We start from the raw sequence: 23,412 nt of genomic DNA, 5'->3' as shown, positions 1-23,412 counted from the left end.
ATCGTTTTTAAGGAGTTAAAAAAAATGGATGTAACAAAATCACGATACCCGAATAGTATCGTTCTTGCAAGTGCGAAAATTGAAATTTCAAAAAAAGATATTTTACTTGACCGCACTGCTAAAACATGGGATTTGCAGGACTTGGAAGATTTAGGGCTTGCGCGCGGAATTAAAATTTCTTTTTCCTCAAGCAAAATCGACATCAAGGCTGACAACGGCACGGTGCCAATTAAAGGACAAACGGATGTTAAGGGCAAGGTTGAGTTTGCGCTACTTGAAAGGCATATTCCGCTTTTAGGAACAATCATGCACGGACTTGTAACCGTAAGCACACAGGGAGGGAAAGAGCAGGAAAAAAGCGAAAAGCTTCAAGCAAACACATTCGCCCTCGATAAGTTTTATGAATTCAGCCATGCAAGTTTTGATAATAGTAAGCCGAAGGATATTACTATCAAGCAGGGCGGTAAAAATTTAACCCAATCCGATTATGAAGTATCTCAAAGTAAATCTGGAGCATGGGGTTATAAGTTTTTACCGACAGGTACTTGCGATATAACAAAGCCTATAACAATCGAATACAAAACAATACCGATTAAAAGCTATCGGTTAACAAAAGGTTCAGGCGGAGTTGTACAGCCGATATCAATGCGCTTAACAAACAGTCGTAAAGCCGATGACGGACGAATTATCAATCGCACGTTTGAATTCCCGTATGGCTTTTATGATGGAGAAGATTCAATTCAATTAAAATCAAAAAACGATTCGGACAATGTCGCAGAAGTTCCGATGAGTTTTGAATTTTCTCCGCATCCCGATTTAATCGGCGATGAAGAACTTGAACCCGGAAGTTTGTATCGAGAAGATCAAGACGTGTAATAAAATGTTTTTTTTTGCCGGATGCAAGTGCGCAACCGGCAAAGATTTTAAAAAAAAGTTAAGGAACAAAAGGTAAAAAAAATGAAAATGGTAAATCTTGATTTATTAAAAGCTGAAAGCGTAAAGATAAAATTTTTAGAAAAAGAATTTGAAATAGGCTATATTCCTTCAGGGCTTGCAATTCCCTTACTTGATAATCATAATCAAAACGTAGAAACGCAAAAAGAAGATGACCCGCCTGAAAAATTATTCCATGATACGGTGCGCTCGGTTTCTCTTTTTTGTTCATTTTTTCATCCTGAGTTTACCGAAGATTATTTACTAAAAAATGCAACTGCGCAGCAAATCGATGCAATGTATCAAAATATAATATACGCAATTCTTACCAATTTCACTTCTGCAATTCCAAGCGATGGAGAAGAGTCTTCAGATGACGATATTGAAAAAAAAACGACTGGGGAGAAATAATTAACCATGCGCTTTTAATGTATAACATAACAGAGCGCGAAATATTAACTGAATGGAGCCTTGAAACTTTGGTTAACAAGGTGCGCGCAGGATTTAATTTTGAATTGATGAAAAAAGGTATTCCGATTAAAAAAGAAAAAAAGTTATTAACACAATCGGAAGTTGATAATATCGAAGATTTGTATCGATAGATTTAAATATTTTAAAAAAAAAGTTTAGGATGTAAAAAAAATGGCAACAGTGCGAGAGCTCATTTTTAAAATCACTGGGGACAATGAAAAATTTAAAGCCGCAATTGATGAGTCAAAAAAAGCCCTCGATGATTTTAATAAAAAAACAAAAGACGTAAGCGAGCTTTATGGCAGTATTGCAAAGCAAGCGGCAATTGCAACAACAGCGATTGCCGCTGTCGGCATTGCAACTGCAAAAATGGCGGTTGAATTTAACGAAGGCTTTGGGAAGGTGCAAACACTTATTCCGGGAGCTACAGAGCGCATTGCAGAACTTGAAGAAAACGTCCTAAATCTTTCTCCTGCTGTCGGCAAAACAACCAAAGATTTAACCGAAGGCTTATACGAAATAATCTCCGCATTCGGAGATTCAGCCGATAGCGCAAAGAATCTTGAACTTGCCGCAAAGGGAGCAACGGCGGGAGGGGCAACTACAAAAGAATCTATTAAGCTTTTATCTGCCGTAACAAAAGCATACGGGAACACTTCTTTTGAAGCTCAAAAAAGGGTTTCAGATTTAGCCTTCACAACATTAAAGCTCGGACAAACATCAATGAGCGATCTTGCTGTTTCCATGCAGCGGGTAACATCGATGAATAATGATCTCGGTGTCTCTCAAGAAGAACTTTTTGCCATATTCTCTTCCGGAACCGGTGTAATCGGCGGAGCTGCGGAAGTTTCAACAAAGCTTTCGGCTGTATATACTGAATTGCAAAAACCGCAAGAGAGGCTTGCAAAAAGTTTTAAAGAATTAGGAGTTGCAACCGGTGAAGAACTCATTGCAAAATTTGGAGGACTTTCCGGAGCACTGCAAGCATTAAAATCGGTAGCCGATAAAACAGGGGAACCTATTAGTAATCTTTTCGGTTCTGCTGAAGCGGGGAAACTCGCCTTGTATGCGGCGGGAAAAGGAGCTGCAAAATTCGCAAGCGACTTAGAAGCAATGAACGAATCGGCGGGGGCTACCGAGCAGGCATTTAACGATGCAACCGTAGCGGGACCAAATGCGTTCGGTTTCCAGCTTGAACAAGCAAAACTTAACGCACAAAGCTTCGCAATTAAACTTGGCCAAGAATTAATTCCGAGTTTACAAGCCCTTTTATCTCCCGTCTTTAAACTTGCCGAGTGGCTTAAAAATTTAAATGAAGAACAACTAAAACTTATTGTTTCTGTTGGGAAAGTTCTTATCACATTCACAGCGGTAACCGCCGGGGCGTTTGGATTGGTAAAAGGAATCATTGCCGTGCAGCGAGGTTTAAGAGCAATGGACGCCGCATTTAAAGTTATCGGTGCGAGCAACCCGTTTATGCTTGCAATTGCAGGAGCCGCAGCGGCTGTTGTTGCAATTAAAGAACTGTTGGCATGGATGGACAGAGCTGCTGAAAAACAGTTTAAACAAAAGCTTGCAACAATTGAAGCGAATACCGCGACAATGGTACAAGCGCAGCGCATAAGCGAACTTGCAAAAGCATATGAAACATTAAATCAAAAAGAAAAACTGAATGCGCAAGAAGCATTGCGCATGAAAGAAATCGCTAAGGAAATAAACGCAATCACCGGGCAGTCCTTGATTATGATAAGTCAGTCAACGGGGAAAGCACGAATTGATGTTGAAGCATCGGTTGAAGCTGCTCATGATGTAGCTGACAGGAAGCAGGAAGATTTAGAGCATAATAAAAGAGTGCTTAGTCAATTGCAATCGGCTGAAAGCGACCTTGCGAAAATCGTAAAAGAATACAGCGAAAGCACTGCATGGTCTATTGAAGAAGTTTTTGAAAAATTTGCATTACTGCCTGACTCTTTAAAAACGGTAACAAATGCAAAAGACGGTTTACGAAAGACACGCGAAGAAATTGCGAAACTTAAAATAGACATCACAGAGACGGAGCGCGGTATTGCAGCATTACGCGATTATTCAAAGGAATCATTTGTGCCGGAACTTGAGCCTGAACAAGCAGTGGCACCAATTAATGAAACAGGCAAAGGAAAAGAAAAAAATGAAAAAACACAAGCGGAACGGCTTGCTGATTTAGAAAAAGAATACGAAGCTGAAGTTGCGCTTATAAAAAAATCTATTGAAGATAAAAAAGAGCAAGAAGAGTTACTTTTAAAAAATGAGGAATCCTTTTATAAAAAACGGCTTGAACTTTTAGAAAGTTTTCATAAAGAAAATGTTACAAAAAATTTAAAAGAGAATGCGGAGAAAAATTTAACTGTTGAACAATCGCTTGCAAAAGCGGTAGGCGCTGCACATGAAACAATTTTAGAAGAAACAAAAAAAACAAATGAGGAACTTGACAGGCTCTCCGATGAGCGGCATCAAAAAGAACTTGAGAAAATAAAAAAGTTTACTGAAGAAGCAAAAACGGACGTTGAGCTTAAAGTACAATTAAAAGTAGAAACCGGAGAAATTACAGGTGCAACAGAAAAACAATTAAACCGCGCCGAGTGGGAGGAACGAGCAAACCTATACAGCCAAAAACGTAATGAACTTTTAGATCAGTATATTTCGTTGCAAAAAAGTTCAAACAAAGAAGATCAGGAAAAGGCAGCGGCAATAAAAAAGCAGGCGGACAACATGGGGACGCTTGCCGAAGAAGCGGCAAAGAAAGCGAGCGATGCATTTGCCGAAGCTACCCGCAAAATTGCCGATAAGTTTTCTGAAATCGGCGGAATTATAAGTTCGACATTTTCGCAAATTGCAGATGCAGCGCAAGGATTTATAAATAATAAAGAAGAGAAGCGAAGACAAGAGACTGCTATTCGCCTTGCTGAAATTGAGCGTGAAAAAAACGAAACGCTTTTAGAAATCGACAATGAGCTTTCAGAAAAAAGAGAGCAAAAACAAATTGAAGATGCCGAGCGCGAAGAGCAGCGGAGGCAAGAAGAGTTTGAGAGACGACAATCAGAATACAATCGAAGTATACAGGAGCTTTCAGGAAGTTTTGAAGTTGAAACCAATTTGATAAAACTCCGCAACACGGAACAGCAGCTTGAAGCGGCTCGAAAGAAAAAAGCGGAAGACGCAGCACATAAAAAAGCGGAAGATGAAAAAATAAAACGCGACAAAGAAGCGCGCATGCAAGAGGTTGCCTTATTAAACGCAAAAGCTCAAGCCGAACATGAATACGCGGTTACACGAATTACAACAGAAAACGCTGCAGGAGATGCCGCCGCAAAGGCTGCACAGGAAGCTGCAAAATGGCAAAAGGCACAAGGTGTTATTAGCATGAGTATTAAAGCAGCAATAGAAACGGCGGAAGCGGTTGCGCAGTTTGCACTTGGTGTTGCCGGAAATCCGCAAGGGTTTGCAGCAGGAGCTGCACATACTGCTGCCGCTGTAATGGCAGGCGTACAAATAGGCGTTATTGCGGGGCAACCCTTACCGCCCGACTACATCCAGCAAGCCTTACCGCCTGCACCTCGCCCGATTAAATTCGCACAAGGCGGTATTGTTATGCCGAGTGCAGCGGGTACCGGCATCACCTTACCGAACGGCGCCCCGGGGCTTGTCGCTGAAGCGGGAATCCCTGAAGTGATACTGCCACTTAACTTGCCGAATCTTGAAACAATGTTTAAAGCCGCAGGAATTTATAATACCGATAACAGCGCAAGTACGAATTATTCTGCAACATACAATGTCGAAGTTGTGCACAATCAAGGAGATGATTTAGAAGAAAGTATTTTAAACGCACTAAGAAATCACGACCGTGAAGTATACAACATTGTCGAAGAAGGAAATAAAAACTGGCGTGTTTAAACATTAAGGAGTTAAAAAAAAGAACATGACCGAACAAGAATATATTACCAAACACTATCCGCAAGATGTCATTGTAATTGACGGAGAATTTTTCCCCCTACCACTCGGCGGAAAAATTACAATTGAGCAAAAAGAAATCGCCTCGCAGCTTACAACTGCAAACGGCATAAAACGAAAAGACATAATCAGAAAATATGAATCAGCTTCGATTAGGTTTGCAACACTGTTTGATGAGGGATTAAACACCATTCAAATGATTATTAGATGTATTGAACAAACCGACTTTGAAAAAGAAAAATCGCTATTTATCAAAAAACAACACATGCCGGCAACCGCTGCAAGATTTAACCGGGAACACTTTCATGCAATTAAAATAGAAGTGGTCGGCACGATAAAAATAAATTATTCATTCCGAAAAAATAATATGTTTATTTATACAGGTGTGAATTTAAAAATAAATTAAAAAAAATACTTAATTAAGGAGCAAAAAAATGGGATTAAAATCAAAACTTGATGAACAACTTTTGGAGGTGCAAAAGAACTTACCTTCTACACTGAATCCTGATGATGCGTTAACAAACAAAAACTGGAATTGTGTAGTAGCGTCCATAAAAGCGATTTATGAAGCCTTGCAAGCTGCCGCAAGCACTCCGCCTTCCATTCCGCCTATAGGATTTTTATATACTCGCTTCCCCGGCATGCCCCTCCCCTGGGAGCAATTTACGGATACTGCACCGGTTGAATGGAAAAACTTACACGAAAAATATCCGGGCACCTTCTTACGTCTTGCAGGCGGCAATGCAAGTGCCTTTAGTGGATCCGGGTCGGTAAGCTATGATTCAGGGGTAAGAGGCAATGGCGGCGGACAAATAGATGCAATGCAACGGCATACCCATAGTTACACGTATGAAGGCAGTAATGGAGTTGGAAGTACAAAAGGAGTTGATGCACAATATCAGTGGCAGCAGGAAAACAAAAGCAGTTCAACCGGCTCTGCTTCCGGAAGGCAAACTGAAGAAACTCGACCGAAAAATATCACCGTTGAAATGTATTTGTTTGTAGGACAGTAATTAAAAAGTTTTTTTAACAGAGCGATGATAAAAACACCCCTTTCAACCGAACAAAAAATACGCGGCAATAATCGCAGTTACACCGCTCGCATTATCTTCTCATTTCTCTCCTGCAAAGTGCCGGAAAGCATTAAGATTTTCGCCCCGAATACACAAACGGGATCGGTACCTGACCAAATAGTCTACCCGTATTTATACCATATCGAACAGAGACTTTTTATTGACGAGGAAATAAATTATCGCGTGTTCCCTGAACCGTACAATATTCACCGCGACAATAGAATCCACCAAGTAAAGCGCCAGCCATATTCACACATCGGCTACATCGGAAAGAAAGCTGACCACTCCGGATCGGTAACAGATTGTATCAAACTGTATCTGCCGAACACAGACACAAAAAAAATTACTATCCGCACTAATCCTGACCGAATAATTAAAGAGGCAACCGTAATTGCAAAAACAAAAAACGATACGGAAATCACCCGGTATACAATTACAAACAATACACGCAATGAAATTGTCTTTCCACTAAAAGCAGAGAATGTCGGTATCCTTGAATTGCATGTTACGAAACACACAGCGAATAAAAGAATATGGATTGTCTCCTTTTATCCCGGATTTGAATTCTTTGTTACTGAAAAAGACGTAGTAAAAATTAAACAGCAAAAAAAGAAAACAGAAAACAAAGAAGGCTCTATTGGCAGGCTCTATATTAATTCACTTGAAATCGAATTGAATAATATAACTCGCATGTATGATGATAAAAATAGTGAAAGCCCCATTGCAGGTTTTTTTAATGCAAATGCGATTGTCTCCGTCGCACTCATTCTCAATACACGAAAAAATCAAAAGCCGTTTATATTGAACTTCGGAAACTTCTTTGTAACCGACATTGACACGAACGAGCAGAAAATAAGTGTAACTGTAAAAGCACAAGACTATATCGGAGTGCGTAAAAATGATTATCTTAATTTAGGAATAGGAGACAAAACAAACGCCTATGAGTGCTTTGCAAAAATCGCAAACGCAATAAACTTATCTGCTATCAAAGTTGACGAGCAATTAAAACGGGTTGCGCTAAATCGCATCCCTTTAAACGGAAACATCGGATCACTGCTAAATAAACTGTGCGTATTAACCAACGCCTTTTGCGCCTGCGATGAAACAGGCTCCGCCCTCATCGCAACACCGATGCTCTCTCGTCACGGAGCAATTCGCTACCCATTGCGCTATTTTTTATTGCACGAATACAAATCACAAGGCGGTGGACAAACTAAAACACTTTCGCCAAATATCATTAATCTTTCATACGCAACGTATGAATATGACGGTGAATATCATGCTGGGAAAAAGCAATCATACATCTACAATGAGCGAATCCCAAAGCGGGAATTTCCGCAAGATAAAATACGCATTCCCCTTCATGAGCGCGAACTCGGCGCAGGAGCAGAGCCGAGTGCAACCTTTACCATTTTACTTCCTGATAATTTTGAAGCCCTTGAATTCTCTGACCCGCTTATTCCGAAAGCCCTTGAATATGAAACCATTTACGAGTATGGCGCACAGGAAAAACCGATACGGGCAATTGTGAAGGTTTGGAACTTTATCGACCGAGATGAAGGAGAGCAGTTCACTATTATTCAAATGATACGAGAAAAGCCGTATAATACTATTTTAAAAACGGAAAACTTCATTGTACCGAAAATGCCGCGCACGTATATCATCCCTGAAAAAGACCCGTCATTAAATAGCGCCGATGCCGAAGCAGTCGAGTCGCGCAATGCACACAATAAGCCGGAAGTATTTAAAATCGATTTAAAAGATGCGGCAAGTTTTGACCTCATTAAAATTGAAAACATTTTTAAACAAACTCAATTTGAATTCTTATATCGAATTACTAACGAAGGAATTGAAGTTAAGGCGTGGAATTATTTTAAAGAGAACCCTCAAACGCTCACCGTTAAAATATACGGCAGCCGTCTTACTCCTTCACAATTTAAAAAAACAATCACCGCAAGAAACGAAGATGACATACAAGTCAATGGCGAAATCGTAAAAAATATTGAAGTGGGCGCACTCGCCTCCGATGACATTGCACGCGATGTGTTACAATCAATGAGTTATTATTACCGACACTTTGCAAAAGATTTTAGTGTACAAGCATGGAGCGACCCGCGCCTGATGCTCTACGATTTAATCGCCTTTAAAAGTTTACGCGGCTATGGATTTATGCAAGGAATAATTGATGAAATGGAATACACCTATAACGGTGCATTAGCCCAAAAGATAAAAATTAAACAAACTAAAAAGCATACTCGCGACAGCAGAGCCTTAAAAAGTTTTGCATTGAAAGACCGCCCCGTCCTTGCAAAACGAGAAGCGGGGTATGCGTAAAAATAAAAAATCTAAGGAGATTATAAAAATGGAAAAAATTAGAATCAGGAAATTATTTAATGCAGACCTTACAAAGGAAAATTCAGAAAACTTTGTACAAAAAGAAAAAATTACAAACATTATTCCGAATAAGGTATACTATGTTGAACACTCAATTTATTTTTCAAACACCATGGAAGTCTATGAAGATGATACAATGCAAAAGCCGCTTGTCCTTGAAACCGATTATAACTTTGCAGAAATCGATTCAATCGCTTCTGAAATGTCAAACATTGATTGTTACAAAGCGCTGACCTTCAATCAACGTTTTGAAAAAGTATTTATTCGCTATCATTCTTATGGAGACCTTTTATCTGCCGAAGATATTAATTGCATTGCCGACGGAGTAAACACGCTAAGCGAAATAAATGAAAAACAAACACAAGAATTTAACACACTCGTGCGCAACTTTGAAGAACACATTACAAACGGCAAAGCACACAACGCAACCGAAACGGTTACCGGTAACTCCATCGCATACAGAACCGAAGACGGAAGACTGAAGGCGGCGGATGCAAAAGAAAATGAAGACCTGGTAAACTTAAAGAGCCAAACCCAAGCAATACAAACAAGTGAAGAAAGAACACAAAACAAAATTACCGAAGCAAAAAATGAACTCATCTCCGATATTGAAACGCTCACAAAAAAAGTTAAGGCGGAAAACCCCACCCTAACACTGCAAGACTTTTTGCCTGCGGGTATCGATGAGTCAAGCGCAACCGATGAACAAAAACAATCGGCGGAGCAAAAACTTGACGAGCGTACTGCAGAGCTTAAACCCTATCATAATGTTATCCGCAATAAAAACAGCTCTATTGAAGTTCCCGATGCCCAAACTGAAGCCGAAGCCGTAAATAAAAAAGCACTTGATGTAGTTGAAGTTAATGTTGCGAATCTTAGAACAGGTCTCGGCGAAATTTCAAACCGTGTAGAAGAACTCGAAAACAAGCCCGCTCCCGGAGGCGATATATATAAATTTGACGGGTTTGAAACTGAAACAAACAAAATATGGCGTACCGATAAAACAAACTGGAATGGGGTTGTTGTAAAAAGAGTTTCAATACCTATTTATTTTTTGAAAAAAGGATTGGGAAAACCTCTTGATCTCAAACCGCTCAACATTGATACCATAACAAGCATAGAAGGGGTTGTAACAATCGGAAAGGAAACCTATCCTTTAGCCTATGCTGCGGCAAAAAATATGATTGCGCTTAATACTACTAAGGCTCAATTGCTGTTTAGTGCGATAAGTACTAATTGTTCAGCTTACATTGTGCTAGAATATTTTTAAAATTTATTTTTTTGAGCCTGCAATAATCATATCAGGGTAGCCTTTAATGCTTACCTTTAGCTTAAACGGATGCCCGCTTGCGGGGTCAAAATATTGATTGTCCAGCACTTCAACTTTGGTAACCGGTATTTTTATTCTTTTACTAAAATCAAGACTATCTTTCGCAAGCCATGTTTCGGCAAAATCGTTTTCAGGCTTAGCCGGATATAAATATATATCCCAGCACGTATAGTCATCCGGATAAACAGTATCCCCACCTGCACAATTGGTAAAACCAACAGTTTCAGTGTATATATAAGTCATCCATGTAATTTCATCAAATGCCGGGGCATCGTTAAAGGTTACTTTATAATTCTTAATAGTAAATTCAGGTCTTTTTGTTTTATCGTCAAACCATCTTTTTGATACAAAACCAACGGTTTCAAGTTTGCCTGATTGCGTTCCGCTTGGTTGCGTTTTGCCTGAATTATTCGCCCCGGAATTAGTCGATCCGGTATCTACACCGCTGCCGGCTTGCGTGTTATCTCTACACCCGACCAAGGCTGCAATCGCAAACAATAAAAATAAAACCTTCCTCCGCTTCTATTATACCACCTTATCTATATTCCGAAAAGTCAAAAATTAAAATAGTACAATGGCTAAAATAAAAGCTTAAGGAAGTAAAAAATGAAAACACCTATTAGTTATTACGGCGGCAAACAACAGCTTGCAAAAAAAATAGTATCACTTATTCCTGAACATAAAATCTACTGCGAACCCTTCTGCGGAGGTGCTGCTGTTCTGTTCGCGAAAGAGCCCTCACAAGCTGAAGTCATCAACGATACAAATGCGGAAATCATCAACTTTTACCAAGTTGTACAAGAAGACTTCCCAGCACTCCAAAAAGAAATTATGAAAACGCTGCATAGCCGTGAAATGCACCGACATGCCAAAATAATTTACGAAAACCCTGACATGTTTGATACGGTAAAAAGAGCATGGGCTGTATGGGTGCAAGCTAATATGTCATTTGGGAATAGTATCGGGACGGGGTTTGCGTATGAAAAAAAGAATGAGAGTACAACAAAGAATATTGTAAATAAAATAGATGAGTTTACGGATAAAATATCAAATAGAATTAGAATGCTGCAAATTGAAAATTGCGATGCCTTAAAGGTTATTGCTTCCCGCGATACAGCCGATACATTCCACTATATTGACCCGCCCTATGTAGGTACACATCAAGGACATTATGACGGTTATACTCAACAAGATTTTGATAACCTTTTAGGAATGCTGCAAAATATACAGGGGAAATTCTTGCTTAGTTCTTATCGAAACAAAGCCCTTATGGAGTTTACCAAAAAAAATAATTGGTACTGCATTGAATTAAAAATGGCCTCTTCTTTAAGCGCAAAGGGGAAAGCTAAAAGAATGACAAAAATAGAAGTCCTAACCGCAAACTATCCAATCGGAATTGTTGACGGAGAAGTAAAAAAACTTTAAAATATTTCTTGTAAAAAGGGTGTTTTACAGTGTTAAAAAGGCTAGTAAAATGTTAAAAAAAATGGTTTAAAAAATGATTAAAAACCATCAAAATTTGTCATAAAAAACACGAAAAAACAGCCTAAAACACGCAAAAACACACGTTTTTTGCCAAACCTCGTAATAAATTTTGCCAAACCGCGCGTAAAGTTACAAACGGTGAGCAATTTACCATAGGAATGCTTAAATCCGCAGTCCCTTATTGTTAATACCCCGATTTTTATAACAGGAAGTTAATTACAAAACGCTACACTAATATCACCTCAACTTCTAAAGGATAGTGATCAGACAAAAAACCTGCTTTGTTTTCCCAAACAGAATAGTTTTGTAAGAGAAATTCAGGCGTTGCAAAGATATAATCAATTTTTTCAGGTGTGCAGTTTCCAAAATCGTGAAAACTACCCTGTATATCTTTTGTTAAATCGTTTAATTGCAAATTTTTGTCGTTTTCTTTTATTTTAAATTCCTTCAATACGTGTAATTCTTCGTCAGTCGGTTTTGCGTTAAAGTCCCCCATTAAAACAGTCGGTAACGTCGGTTTTGAAAAAGAGTCAATATCTTGCATAATTTGCTGCAAAGCTTTAACCCGAGCATCTACTCCTTCATGATCAAGGTGTGTATTATATACGCTAAACAATCGGTGCCGGTCGGTTTCAAATATCGCGTGGATGCAAATTCGCGGACAGATACTTTGTTCCGTATATCTTGAGCCGGGAACCTGCGGTGTCGGCGATAACCAAAATGTCCTGAAATGGTGCAGTTGATAGTCCATTTTTTTATATCCCAGTACAATATGCTCATCGCTAAAGTTCTCCGATCTTCCATGACCGATAAAATAATATTCAGGGAATTGTTCTTTTAACCAAGCGGAAACATGCGGTAATACTTCCTGAAAGCCGATGATATCAGGTTTATGCGCGTTGATTGCTTCAATAATATTGCTTTTACGATGGATAAAAGCATTTTTTCCGTCATCGGGATTATCGTACCGAATATTAAATGTAACAATTTTCATAATCCGTTTTCCTTTATAGAGATATTGAGAAATAATTAAACGGGAGAATAATTCGTCCGTACATATTTTACACACGCATCATTAAAAAGAAAAACCCTAAACGTTGTTATCCGCTTAGAGTTTTTCCCAATAAAAAATTGTTTATCGCTTTTTCAGATACTTTACACTGTCAAGAGCAACCGCCGCGATAATGATCAAACCCTTAAAAACAAATTGCAAGTTTGTATCAATGCCTAAAAAAGTTAAACAATAGGTAAGACCGGTAAAAATAATAACCCCGATTACCGCTCCTTCAAGTTTTCCGATACCGCCATTAAATGAGATACCGCCGACAACACAGGCGGCAATAGCATCAAGCTCATATCCCTGTCCTGTTCCGGCACTTGCATTTGCTTTAAAGGCTTCAAAAAAAGCGCCAAACCCATAAAAAACTCCTGCCATAATAAATACATACATGGTTACCCAAAACACACTGATACCGCTAACGCTTGCAGCCTCGGGATTTCCGCCAACCGCATACATGTTTTTACCTAAAATTGTTTTATTCCAAATAAACCATGCAATAATAATAGCGATAATGGCAGGAATAATCAGTTTCGGAAAGGTGATTAAATTTCCGTTCACCACACCTAAAATCCATCGGCCGCCTAAAAGCTCTTTTATGCTGTTATCAATGGGCCCGACAGGCGTACCGCTTGTTCCGAAAAATAATATCCCGTAAATCATCAGCTGTGTTGCAAGAGTGGAAATAAAAGGGTGAATTTTTAATCGTGCTGAAAAGAATCCCGCAAAAATACTAAATAAAACGCAGGATATAATGGAAATTCCCAACGACATGAGCACACGCCAAATCATAGCAATATGAGTAAAATCCCAAGGACCGAATCCGAAAAAAGTTACAATATTTTGCCCGGGATGTAAAATTAAACCGGTAATGATAGCCCCCATAGCGACCATGCGTCCGACACTTAGATCCGTGCCCGCAAGTAAAATAATACCGGCAACACCGATTGCATAGAACATACGAACAGACGATTGCTCCAGAATAGTTAAAATATTCGGCAATGAAAGCAGATTTCCGTTTCCCGAAAGCGGAGCTACAATAATACACACAATAAAAAATATGATAATTGCAATATATAAGCCATTACTTAAAAAGAATTGGGAAGCGGTAAAATTAAACGCATAATCTTTAAAACTTAGCGTAATATTTTCAAAGATATTTGTTTTGCTATTTCTTAAATTAATGTTTTGCTGAACTCTGTCTACATATACCTGGTGTTTGATATTTTTACATTCCCAAACCGCAGATACATACTTGTTTTTTGCATCAAACAAAGCGGATTTTTTCTCAGCTACAATCGTTGCAAGCTCTTCCCGCTTTTCATGCTTGCTTTCTTTAGAAAGTTGTCCTGAAAAAGCTTCACGCACATCCTGTTCTTTTTGTCGGAATTCTTCTTCAATTTGTTTTATCGATTCAAGATACGCTGCTTTATGCTGTACTGCCCGCTCATTCTCTCGCTCTCGTACTTTTTTTTCAAAATCCGATGCGATTGAGTTTACATGGGCGACTGCAAGCTTTGTAATTCGTGTTTCTTCATTTTTATTTTCCGCCGCAATTATTTTTGCTTTTTTAATTTGCTCTTTATTATCGTTAATGCGTTGTCTTTTTTCTTCTTCACTCAGCATTCGATCTTTTTTTGCTTCAATAATTTCCTGACGACAGGAAAAAATAGTATCTACGCCATCTTTTCGAAGAGCTTTAAGCTGTTTTGTATATTCCGAGAGGGTCTCATCCTCTTCTAAAAATTTTGCCAAATCATCAAAGACAAACAACTCCTTTGAATCCTCATCCTTTTTTTGCATATTTTCCGTATTATGCTCCATCTCTTTCCTCGCAATTTATAAATATTTAGCAGAAAGTCGCAACAAAGCTTCCTGATCTGTATCTTTTGTATCTACAATTCCCGCAAGTCGATAATTTGACATTACTGCGATCCTATTAGTGATGCCGAGAATTTCCGGCATTTCACTTGAAACAACAATAATAGTTTTTCCTTCTTTTGCCATGCGGATAATTAACTGGTAAATCTCATACTTCGCCCCGACATCAATACCGCGTGTAGGCTCATCTAAAAGAAATATATCAGGAGAGCGCTCAAGCCATTTACCGATAATTACTTTTTGTTGGTTACCGCCGCTCAGCGAGCTGATAAGTTCATCGGCTGAAATACATTTGACCTGCATAATCTTTATTTGCCGATCTGCCGCTGCCTGCATTTTTCGTTTTGATAAAAGTCCTGCTGTTTTATATGCCGGAAGATTGGTAATCGTGGTATTGAATTTGATTGTATCTTTTCCAAACATACCGTTAAACTTTCTTTCCTCGGTAACAAGGGCAAAATTATACGACATTGCCTCTTTGCTATTATGTAAATGAAGTTTTTTATTCCCTAACAAAATCTCTCCGGAACCGATTGTTCGAATGCCGAAAATTGTTTCAAGCAACTCACTGCGTCCCGCGCCGACCAACCCGTATAAACCGAAAATTTCTCCCTTCCGAACTTTAAAAGAAATATCCTTTAGTTGCGGCTCATATTTCGTTGAAAGATTCCTTACCTCAAAATAATAATCTTTTACTTCGTTATCAACATCGGGGAAACGTTTTTCAAGGGAGCGCCCGACCATGGCTGAAATAAGCTCTCCCATTTGTGTTTGATTGATATCTTTTGCAAGGATAAGTTTACCATCGCGCAAAACTACCACTTCACTGCAAATTTGAAAAACTTCATCCATTTTGTGGGATATGTATATGAATGAAACACCTTGTGCACTTAAATTTCTTATAATAGAAAAAAGTTTCATTACCTCTCTTTCCGTAAGAGATGATGTCGGCTCATCCAACACAATTACTTTCGCATTATACGATACTGCTTTTGCTATCTCTACCATTTGCCGCTGAGACACGGACATTGTTCGCATAACAGTACGCGGGTTTACATTCATTTTTAACGAAGAGAAAAGTTCAATAGAGTCCTTGAGCATTTTTGTTTCGTCAATAACGCCAAAACGTGTGGGATATCTACCTAAAAACAAATTGTCTGCAACCGTTCTATCAAGACATTGATTCAATTCTTGGTGCACCATTGCGACACCGTTTTCCAAAGCCTCTTTCGGAGACTTAAAATCTATTAATTTATTATCTAAAAAAAACTGTCCTTCATCTTTTGCATAAATTCCGAATAGGCATTTCATCATGGTGGATTTTCCGGCTCCGTTTTCCCCCATTAAACCGATAACCGAGCCTTGTTTTACTGTTAGATTGATACCGTCAAGAACTTTATTTTTTGCAAATGATTTTGAAAGATTTTTTATCTCGAGTATTGTCTTGCTCACAATCCTTCCCTTATGAATTTTATTATTTTTTTTTCTTTTTATTTACCCTCAAATACTAAGCGAGCAGTACCTCATCATGAAGCTGCACGTATAGCAATCAGCATAACCGAGATACTAAAGATTACATCATTTGCTTATAAAGCAAATAAAAATATTTATACTTTATAGTAACTTGCATTACACAAAAGATTGTGTAATGCATACTTTTAGTTGATTAGCACATAAAAATGGTGAAAGGAAGATACTTCCTTTCACCATTTTGTATTAATACTTCATTTTGTCAACGTAATCAGGACCGGAATTTGTTTTAACCATATTGATGGCAAAAGCATCAAAGTTGTTCAAGTTAGTGAATTTATCCAAACAGCTTGATTCGTTTTGACCGTCCCCCTGCACGATTGTCAGGTCAAGATTTAAAAGCGGCGCATAGTGTTTAAGAGCCGGTAAATAAGAAGAAGAAAGGAAGTTATCTCCTGAGTTATAAATTGTTAAAAGAACCTTTTTCTTCGCTGCATTAGTTTGTTTTATGCCGGCATCACGAGTGCCGCCCTTATAGTTTTCCCAGTTGTCTTTTGTAACAGCTGAGTTTGCAGCCATAATTGCTTTTACATCTGCCCAGTATTGAACAGGAGCGGTGATTTGGTTTCCGTATGCATCGGCAGCCGTAATACCTTTGGTATACACATCTTCCCCTTGCAGTCCGTCAAGCAAATTCCTTAAAACCTGCAACGTAGCAGTTGCTTGTGCATCAACGTTCTGAGAAACAGTTCCGGTAAGACTTCCTTTTGAAACAGCTTCGATCGCATCCGCATTTGCATCATATCCGAAAATCGGTACTCCTGCAGGATAATTTGATGCTTGCAGACAACCCATTGCCATACCATCATTGTTGGAAACAACCATGTCGATTTTTGTGCCGAATTTTGTTGCCCATCCGCCCATCGCTTCGGTTGCGGCATTTGCATTCCATGTTGAACCGTCAGTTCCGGTCATTGCCTTACCTTCAAGCTCTACAACTTTAAAAGTTTTTCCGCCAACTACAATAGAACCTTCCTGGACTTTACCGGGATCGGTTGATCCTGCCCATGTACCCAAAGCTTTACGGATGCCTTCTGTTCTTGCCTTGGAATCATTGTGCCCGACGTCTCCGATGCAAAGAACATACCCGATAATTCCGTCGCCGTTACGATCCAATGATACATCCGCTTTTGCAAAATAATCAAGAATCATAGCGCCTTGAACAGCTCCGCCGCCGGACGCATCAAACCCGACATAGTATGTTTTGTCGTTGAAATTCATTGTTGACATGTCAATCTGTCCCGTTGTCGGATCTGAAGGCTGGCGGTTAAAAAAAACCACAGGCTTATCCTTGTTCAGAACGGCCGTTCCTTTTTCTCCGCAGCTCGTTATAAACAATGCAGTGATTGTTAAAACGCCTGCTAAAATGAGAAAACCATTTTTTTTCATTAAAAACCTCCTACTGGAAATTTCCAGTTAAAACCTAGCTTACAGTATACAGTATAAAACAAGAAATTGTCAAAAGGAAAACCATAAATAATTTGCGTTTTTCTTTACTAAACCCATATCCTGAACACTGTTCTTTTAGGCGTTTTTGGATTGACATCTTCACTTAATTTTTTCATTCATTTAACCTCAAAGCGTAAAAAATTTTATAAAAAAGAGTTCGACACAACGGTTTCATTTTGCCATCCGTGGCAAAATGAAACCTACGAGTTTTAAAGCTTTGTAAACTGCCTTGCTTTAAAACATCGTTTCTGTTTGGAACCACCGCCGCCCGTGGCGGTTCTGAGTTTTTGACGTCCGTGTCAAAACCAAACCTTGCGAGTTTTAAAGCTTTGCAAATAGTTTTGCTTTAAAACGTCGCTTCTGCATGGAAGCACGGGCGTCCGTGCCCGTTCTGAGTTTTTGACGTCCTTGTCAAAATCAAACCTGCGAGTTTTAAAGCTTTGCAAACAGTCTTGCTTTAAAACATCGTTTCTGCGTGGAACCACCGCCACGCCCTGATTTTTAGTATTCTTGATTAAATCAGTGCTGCGAGTTTAAAAACTCCTATTTATGTCGGTGCGGTAGTTTTTAAACATCGTTTTACATTGTTCTGATTTTGCCATCCGTGGCAAAATGAAACCTGCGAGTTTTAAAGCTTTGCAAATAATCCTGCTTTAAAACGTCGCTTCTGTTTGGAACCACCACCACGCCCTGATTTTTAGTATTCTTGATTAAATCAGTGCTGCGAGTTTAAAAGCTTCAATTTTATAATTTACTGTTGATGCTTTTAAACATCGTTTGAATTTGTTCTGATGTTGACAACGGTGAGCAAACTTACCACAGAGTGAAGTTTTGAAAATTTACTTTAACTTCGCCAACGGTGGGTAAGTTTACCATAGGAATACAGAAGCCGTGTTGATACACTCTCTCCCATCAAGCTAATTACAAACGTTACACAAGCGGAAGGAGCCCGCCCCTTGTGCCTGAAGTCATTCTTATTTTCTATTGACAAAGCATTTATTTTTATATATAGTAAACAAAATTTTGATATATCAAAAAAAAGAAAGAGGTATTATTTTATGACTAAAAAAATACGGTATGCCGGTTTCGGCATTTTTGCAGCCTGCGTGCTGCTTTTGGTTGGCTGTAATAAAAAGGCTGAAAGTGCCGGCGAAAAACCGCTGGTAGTTACCACAATCGGCATGATCGCCGATGCGGTTGAAAACATTGCCGGTGATTCTGTACAGCTTGAAAATTTAATGGGCGCCGGAGTTGACCCGCACCTGTATAAAGCTACGGCGGGCGATGTGAATAAACTGAATAAGGCTGACCTTATTTTATACAGCGGTTTGCACCTTGAGGCAAAAATGAGCGATGTGCTTGGAAAGCTTTCAGAAACTCGGTTTGTTGTGGCAGCCTCCGAAAGTGTGCCGGTAAAAGATCGGCTTGACTTTGAAGACTCTGAGTTTGATCCGCACGTGTGGTTTGATGTGCAATTATGGCTACATTCGGTGCAAAGCGTGTACGAAAGCTTGTGTAAACTTATCCCTGAAAAAAAAGATATGTTCACGGAAAATTACACCGTGTATACAAACAAACTAAAAGATTTGGATGCCTATGTGCGCAAGCAAGCGGCTACGCTGCCCGAAAGCAAGCGCGTATTGGTTACCGCCCACGATGCTTTTTCTTATTTCAGCAAAGCCTATGGTTTTGAAGTGCGCGGTTTGCAGGGCGTCAGCACCGTAACCGAAGCAAGTACAAGGGATATGCAGGATTTGGCTGATTTTATTGCCACACGTAAAATCCCCGCCATCTTTATTGAAAGCTCTGTCCCGCATAAGAGTGTAGAGGCTTTGCAAGCTGCGGTAAAATCGCGCGGCTATGATGTTGCCATAGGCGGTGAGCTTTTTTCCGATGCGATGGGCGATGCCGGTACCTTTGAAGGAACCTATATCGGTATGCTGACTCATAATATCGATGTAATTGTATCCGCATTGAGTAAAAACTAGTATAACGGTTTTGCTTTAAAACATCGTTTCTGCGTGGAACCACGGGCGTCCGTGCCCGTTCTGAGTTTTGGCAACGGTGAGCAACTTACCATAGGAATGCTTAAATACGCACGCCGTTGTTATTACTGCCACGATTAGCACATTAGCAACTTAATTGCAAAACGCTATACTAGTAAAAAAAGGTTTATACTATGGGCACCTCTAAACACTGTGTTTTAGAGGTGCCCATAAGATTTAGAATTAAAGGAATACTAATGATGAAAACAACTGCTTCGCATGAGCAGCCGAATATTGCCGTTTCGGTTGAAGACCTTACACTTGCCTATCGGGAAAAACCGGTGCTTTGGGATATCGATGTGGCTATCCCCGAGGGCACAATGGCAACGATTGTCGGACCGAACGGCGCGGGAAAGTCCACTTTTTTGAAGGCAGTTATGGGCATATTGCCGCTTGCCTCCGGCGAAGTGAAAATTTTCGGAAAAAGCTTTGCCGAACAGCGCAGGCGCGTTGCCTATGTGCCGCAGCGCACCGCTGTTGACTGGGATTTTCCCACAACCGTTTTTGATGTGGTTTTGATGGGCTCTTACGGGAGCCTCGGATGGATTAGAAGGCCGGGGAAAAAAGAAAAGGAAAAGGCAGCTTCTGCTTTGGAAAAAGTGGGAATGGCTGAATTTTCGCATCGGCAAATCAGTGAGCTTTCCGGCGGACAGCAGCAGCGCGTGTTTTTAGCGCGTGCGCTGGTGCAAGATGCGGATTTATACTTTATGGATGAACCTTTTCAGGGCGTTGATGCCGCAACCGAACAGGCGATTGTCAAGCTTTTAAAAGAGTTAAAAGAGCGCGGGAAAACCCTTTTGGTAGTGCATCACGATTTACAAACCGTACCCGAATACTTTGACCGAGTGCTTCTTTTAAACGTGCGCGTTGTCGCCGAAGGCCCGGTAGAAACCATTTTCACCGAAGAGAATTTGCGGAAAACATACGGCGGCAGAATAGCTTCCGCCGGGCTTCCGCAAAAAGCTATTATAAAGGATTAAGCAATGACCGGATTATGGGATTTTTTCTCCGATTATACTTTACGCAATGTGCTGCTCGGCACGCTCTTGTTGGGCTTAGGCTCGGGGCTGGTCGGCAGTTTTGCGCTCTTGCGCAGACAAAGCTTGTTAGGCGATGCCGTTTCTCATGCGGCATTACCCGGCATTATTATTGCATTTATGCTTACCGGCACAAAAAACACGCCCGTATTGTTGGTGGGAGCAACTATCAGCGGCCTTATCGGCACATTAATTATTTTACTGGTTATCAGAACTACCAAAATTGACACCGACGGCGCACAGGGAATTGTGCTCGGGGTGTTCTTAGGCTTTGGCTTTTTGCTTTTAACCCATGTGCAAAAATCCCCCAATGCGGCGAAGGCGGGCTTGGATAAATTTATTTTCGGCCAAGCCGCAACAATTATGAGCGCCGATGTCATTACCATTTTTGTGGTAGAATTATTCATTACGTGTTTTATCTTTCTCTTTTGGAAAGAATTAAAAATAACTACCTTTGACCCGGACTTTTCCGCCGTACAAGGGTTTTCCCCGAAGCTTATCGAGCTGGTTTTAACCGCCCTCATTGTGCTTGCTATTGTAATCGGCGTACAGTCCGTCGGCGTTATTTTAATGAGCGCATTGCTCATCGCACCTGCCGCTGCGGCACGCCAATGGACGGATCGCTTAAGTACGCTTTGCATCCTTTCCGCCTTATTTGGCGCTTTTTCAGGCGTTTCAGGCTCAATAATTTCTACCCGAGTACCGAAGCTTTCCACCGGGCCGGTTATCGTGCTCATTCTTACCGGAATTGCCGTTATTTCGCTGATATGCAGCCCCCGTCGAGGCGTTTTAGAGCGGATTATACGACAATATGCTATACGCAGCAAAACTAAAAAGCGGAAAACCGAAGAAGCCGCCTCTTCCGCTGCGGCACTGAGAGGAAAATGATGGAATTAGAAACTATCCTTATTGCAATTATTGTTTCGCTTTCATGCTCGCTTTGCGGCGTGTTTTTAGTACTGCGCAGAATGTCTTTAATGAGTGATGCAATCAGTCATTCCATTCTGCTGGGGATTGTACTCGGATATTTTTTAAGCAAGAGTCTTTCTTCATCGGTGCCCGTTATCGGTGCGGTGTTTGCAGGGATGGCATCGGTTTTATTTACCGAGCTTTTACAAAAAACACGGCTGGTAAAAAGCGATGCCGCCATCGGCTTGGTATTTCCGGCAATGTTCAGCGCCGGCGTTATTCTGGTATCCCTCTATGCGGGAAACGTACACCTCGACATCGATGCGGTTTTGCTCGGCGAAATAGGCTTAGCACCCCTTGATCGAATTATGTTTTTCGGCGTGAGCGTTCCGCGGAGCATGGTTTCGATGGGCGCCGTTTTACTTTTAAATCTTGTATTTTTAACACTCTTTTTTAAAGAGTTAAAAATAAGCACCTTCGACCCAGGACTTTCAAAGAGCTTGGGCTTTTCGCCGACGCTTATCAACTACGGGCTCATGCTTGCGGTGAGCATAACCTGTGTGGGCTCCTTTGATTCGGTTGGAGCCGTATTGGTTATCGCTTTAATGATTACCCCTTCCGCCGCAGCCTTGCTTTTAACCGATGATTTACTTACAATGCTTATACTTGCAGGCTTGCTTGCCTCTCTTTCCGCAATAAGCGGTTTTTTTGTTGCGGTGAAAATCGACGGCAGTATCGCCGGTGCTATGGCTGCCATGACCGGCGTTATTTTCTGCATTGTCTATTTGTTTTCGCCAAAACACGGATTTATCCGCAGACGGCTTTCCGTACAAAAGCTGCGAATGGATTTTTGGTTAAGTATGTTATCGGTGCATCTTTTTACACACCAAGGCACCGCAGAAGAGCGGAACGAATGTACTGAACAGCATTTGGTTGACCGGCTTAACTGGACAAACCGAAAAGCCCGTTTAATTGTCGCGACGGCACAAAAACGCGGTCTTGTGCAAAACAAAGACGGGCTGCTTATTCTTTCGGAAAAAGGAGATGCTCTTGCGCGCAAGGCAATAACCGAAATATAAGCGGAGGCGCCATGTCCATTCTTTCTGAAATAACAACGGAAAACTACTTAAAAACAATTGTAAAAGCCTTAGCTCTCCCCGAAAAAAAACTTATCACCACGGGAGAGCTTTCCCGTCTGATGGGAGTAACGCCGGGAACCGCAACGGCGATGATAAAGCGTTTGGAAAAAGAAGGTTACTTAGAGTACAAAAGCCATTACGGTTGCTCGCTTACCAAAAAAGGCGAAGAGTTCGGCGTAGCCATCCTGCGCCGCCACCGCCTTTTGGAAACCTTCCTCACCGCGGTATTACACATGAACGATGAAGAAGTTCACGCCGAGGCGGAAAGGCTTGAGCACGCGGTCTCGGACACCCTTATCGACCGAATCGATTCTTATCTTGGTTTTCCTGCCGTAGACCCGCACGGTGCGCCGATTCCGCAAAAAAACCAAAAAACCTACCAGCTTTCAGGCATTCGCCTTGCATCCGCTCCGGAAGGCATTCCGCTGCAAGTACTCTCACTTGAAAAATCGCCCGAGCTAACCGCCTACTTCAGAAAAATAAATCTGGAGCAGGGAAGCATGCTTCAGATAAAAGGCAAAAACGAGTCAATCGGTTTGGCAGAACTCATCATCAATAAAAAAACAACTGAATGCGCCCTCTGCATGTTAGATAAAATTATTGTATCAGTTCCGGAAAAACAGTAAAGAAATTCAGTAAAAACCGCCGCCGACAGCAAAAGCCGTAATTTAAACAAAAACACCGGAAATTAC

General features: G+C 40.5%; 19 protein-coding genes. 14 read left to right on the top strand and 5 right to left on the bottom strand.

Annotated features, from left to right (window positions below):
• Positions 1-24 precede the first annotated feature (24 nt).
• The 8 genes from FUT79_RS03610 (at position 25) to FUT79_RS03580 (ending at position 10,128) form a co-directional block, all read left to right on the top strand.
• A complete protein-coding gene (locus FUT79_RS03610) occupies positions 25-876 on the top strand; it encodes a hypothetical protein (RefSeq protein ID WP_148889268.1) in 852 nt (283 codons plus the stop codon).
• Between the two features lie 81 nt (positions 877-957).
• A complete protein-coding gene (locus FUT79_RS03605; RefSeq protein ID WP_024751792.1) occupies positions 958-1,344 on the top strand; it encodes a hypothetical protein in 387 nt (128 codons plus the stop codon).
• A 17-nt stretch (positions 1,345-1,361) separates the two neighbouring features.
• Complete coding sequence (locus tag FUT79_RS15000) at positions 1,362-1,535, top strand: hypothetical protein (RefSeq protein ID WP_187426435.1); 174 nt, start codon at positions 1,362-1,364, stop codon at positions 1,533-1,535.
• A 40-nt stretch (positions 1,536-1,575) separates the two neighbouring features.
• Positions 1,576-5,334, top strand: coding sequence for a phage tail tape measure protein (locus tag FUT79_RS03600; protein ID WP_148889266.1), 3,759 nt, complete (start codon positions 1,576-1,578; stop codon positions 5,332-5,334).
• A 25-nt stretch (positions 5,335-5,359) separates the two neighbouring features.
• On the top strand, positions 5,360-5,797 hold the full coding sequence (locus tag FUT79_RS03595; protein ID WP_148889217.1) for a hypothetical protein: 438 nt from the start codon (positions 5,360-5,362) through the stop codon (positions 5,795-5,797).
• A 28-nt stretch (positions 5,798-5,825) separates the two neighbouring features.
• Positions 5,826-6,404 (top strand): hypothetical protein, encoded by a 579-nt coding sequence (locus FUT79_RS03590; protein WP_148889264.1) that lies wholly within the window; start codon positions 5,826-5,828, stop codon positions 6,402-6,404.
• Between the two features lie 24 nt (positions 6,405-6,428).
• Positions 6,429-8,798, top strand: coding sequence for a hypothetical protein (locus FUT79_RS03585; RefSeq protein WP_244951116.1), 2,370 nt, complete (start codon positions 6,429-6,431; stop codon positions 8,796-8,798).
• 28 nt (positions 8,799-8,826) lie between these two features.
• Complete coding sequence (locus tag FUT79_RS03580; RefSeq protein WP_148878549.1) at positions 8,827-10,128, top strand: synaptonemal complex protein 1; 1,302 nt, start codon at positions 8,827-8,829, stop codon at positions 10,126-10,128.
• Between the two features lie 3 nt (positions 10,129-10,131).
• Here the strand turns inward: FUT79_RS03580 and FUT79_RS03575 are convergent, their stop codons facing one another.
• Positions 10,132-10,686 (bottom strand): hypothetical protein, encoded by a 555-nt coding sequence (locus FUT79_RS03575; RefSeq protein ID WP_024751798.1) that lies wholly within the window; start codon positions 10,684-10,686, stop codon positions 10,132-10,134.
• A 108-nt stretch (positions 10,687-10,794) separates the two neighbouring features.
• On the opposite strand from FUT79_RS03575, the gene FUT79_RS03570 reads away from it, so the two are divergent.
• Positions 10,795-11,613 (top strand): DNA adenine methylase, encoded by an 819-nt coding sequence (locus tag FUT79_RS03570; RefSeq protein WP_044634746.1) that lies wholly within the window; start codon positions 10,795-10,797, stop codon positions 11,611-11,613.
• Between the two features lie 286 nt (positions 11,614-11,899).
• Here FUT79_RS03570 and FUT79_RS03565 read toward each other — a convergent pair whose 3' ends face one another.
• The 4 genes from FUT79_RS03565 to FUT79_RS03550 form a co-directional block, all read right to left on the bottom strand.
• Positions 11,900-12,667, bottom strand: a complete 768-nt coding sequence (locus tag FUT79_RS03565; protein ID WP_044634329.1) for an endonuclease/exonuclease/phosphatase family protein — start codon at positions 12,665-12,667, stop codon at positions 11,900-11,902.
• 141 nt (positions 12,668-12,808) lie between these two features.
• Complete coding sequence (locus tag FUT79_RS03560) at positions 12,809-14,554, bottom strand: ABC transporter permease subunit (RefSeq protein ID WP_002696347.1); 1,746 nt, start codon at positions 14,552-14,554, stop codon at positions 12,809-12,811.
• Positions 14,555-14,569: 15 nt separating this feature from the next.
• The gene (locus tag FUT79_RS03555) at positions 14,570-16,063 is read right to left on the bottom strand and encodes a sugar ABC transporter ATP-binding protein (protein WP_002696345.1); all 1,494 of its coding nucleotides are present in this window, start codon (positions 16,061-16,063) and stop codon (positions 14,570-14,572) included.
• Positions 16,064-16,327: 264 nt separating this feature from the next.
• On the bottom strand, positions 16,328-17,530 hold the full coding sequence (locus FUT79_RS03550; protein WP_024752234.1) for a substrate-binding domain-containing protein: 1,203 nt from the start codon (positions 17,528-17,530) through the stop codon (positions 16,328-16,330).
• Between the two features lie 1,118 nt (positions 17,531-18,648).
• On the opposite strand from FUT79_RS03550, the gene FUT79_RS03540 reads away from it, so the two are divergent.
• The 5 genes from FUT79_RS03540 (at position 18,649) to FUT79_RS15685 (ending at position 23,346) form a co-directional block, all read left to right on the top strand.
• The gene (locus FUT79_RS03540) at positions 18,649-19,578 is read left to right on the top strand and encodes a metal ABC transporter solute-binding protein, Zn/Mn family (RefSeq protein ID WP_002701019.1); all 930 of its coding nucleotides are present in this window, start codon (positions 18,649-18,651) and stop codon (positions 19,576-19,578) included.
• Between the two features lie 257 nt (positions 19,579-19,835).
• Positions 19,836-20,615, top strand: a complete 780-nt coding sequence (gene troB, locus FUT79_RS03535; protein WP_044634326.1) for a transition metal ABC transporter ATP-binding protein TroB — start codon at positions 19,836-19,838, stop codon at positions 20,613-20,615.
• Between the two features lie 3 nt (positions 20,616-20,618).
• Positions 20,619-21,560, top strand: a complete 942-nt coding sequence (gene troC, locus FUT79_RS03530) for a transition metal ABC transporter permease subunit TroC (protein WP_024752231.1) — start codon at positions 20,619-20,621, stop codon at positions 21,558-21,560.
• Entirely contained in the window at positions 21,560-22,660 is a 1,101-nt protein-coding gene (locus FUT79_RS03525; protein WP_024752230.1) for a metal ABC transporter permease, read from the top strand. Before troC ends, FUT79_RS03525 begins: the two co-directional genes overlap by 1 nt.
• An 11-nt stretch (positions 22,661-22,671) precedes the next feature.
• Positions 22,672-23,346, top strand: a complete 675-nt coding sequence (locus FUT79_RS15685; RefSeq protein ID WP_024752229.1) for a metal-dependent transcriptional regulator — start codon at positions 22,672-22,674, stop codon at positions 23,344-23,346.
• Positions 23,347-23,412: the final 66 nt, after the last annotated feature.

Origin of the sequence: Treponema phagedenis (genome assembly GCF_008153345.1) — a bacterium.
GTDB classification, from domain to species: Bacteria; Spirochaetota; Spirochaetia; order Treponematales; family Treponemataceae; genus Treponema; species Treponema phagedenis.
Note: the sequence above shows the minus strand (reverse complement) of the source record. Positions and strands in the feature narration are given on the sequence as shown.

Excerpts from the sequence above, each read along its gene's own strand:
- FUT79_RS03540 (WP_002701019.1), top strand. The coding sequence starts at position 18,649 with ATGACTAAAAAAATACGGTATGCCGGTTTCGGCATTTTTGCAGCCTGC.
- FUT79_RS03605 (WP_024751792.1), top strand. The coding sequence starts at position 958 with ATGAAAATGGTAAATCTTGATTTATTAAAAGCTGAAAGCGTAAAGATA.
- FUT79_RS03580 (WP_148878549.1), top strand. The coding sequence starts at position 8,827 with ATGGAAAAAATTAGAATCAGGAAATTATTTAATGCAGACCTTACAAAG.
- FUT79_RS03565 (WP_044634329.1), bottom strand. The coding sequence starts at position 12,667 with ATGAAAATTGTTACATTTAATATTCGGTACGATAATCCCGATGACGGA.
- FUT79_RS15000 (WP_187426435.1), top strand. The coding sequence starts at position 1,362 with ATGTATAACATAACAGAGCGCGAAATATTAACTGAATGGAGCCTTGAA.
- FUT79_RS03590 (WP_148889264.1), top strand. The coding sequence starts at position 5,826 with ATGGGATTAAAATCAAAACTTGATGAACAACTTTTGGAGGTGCAAAAG.
- FUT79_RS03525 (WP_024752230.1), top strand. The coding sequence starts at position 21,560 with ATGGAATTAGAAACTATCCTTATTGCAATTATTGTTTCGCTTTCATGC.
- FUT79_RS03570 (WP_044634746.1), top strand. The coding sequence starts at position 10,795 with ATGAAAACACCTATTAGTTATTACGGCGGCAAACAACAGCTTGCAAAA.
- FUT79_RS03600 (WP_148889266.1), top strand. The coding sequence starts at position 1,576 with ATGGCAACAGTGCGAGAGCTCATTTTTAAAATCACTGGGGACAATGAA.
- troB (WP_044634326.1), top strand. The coding sequence starts at position 19,836 with ATGAAAACAACTGCTTCGCATGAGCAGCCGAATATTGCCGTTTCGGTT.
- FUT79_RS03595 (WP_148889217.1), top strand. The coding sequence starts at position 5,360 with ATGACCGAACAAGAATATATTACCAAACACTATCCGCAAGATGTCATT.
- FUT79_RS03560 (WP_002696347.1), bottom strand. The coding sequence starts at position 14,554 with ATGGAGCATAATACGGAAAATATGCAAAAAAAGGATGAGGATTCAAAG.
- FUT79_RS03610 (WP_148889268.1), top strand. The coding sequence starts at position 25 with ATGGATGTAACAAAATCACGATACCCGAATAGTATCGTTCTTGCAAGT.
- troC (WP_024752231.1), top strand. The coding sequence starts at position 20,619 with ATGACCGGATTATGGGATTTTTTCTCCGATTATACTTTACGCAATGTG.
- FUT79_RS03585 (WP_244951116.1), top strand. The coding sequence starts at position 6,429 with ATGATAAAAACACCCCTTTCAACCGAACAAAAAATACGCGGCAATAAT.
- FUT79_RS03550 (WP_024752234.1), bottom strand. The coding sequence starts at position 17,530 with ATGAAAAAAAATGGTTTTCTCATTTTAGCAGGCGTTTTAACAATCACT.
- FUT79_RS15685 (WP_024752229.1), top strand. The coding sequence starts at position 22,672 with ATGTCCATTCTTTCTGAAATAACAACGGAAAACTACTTAAAAACAATT.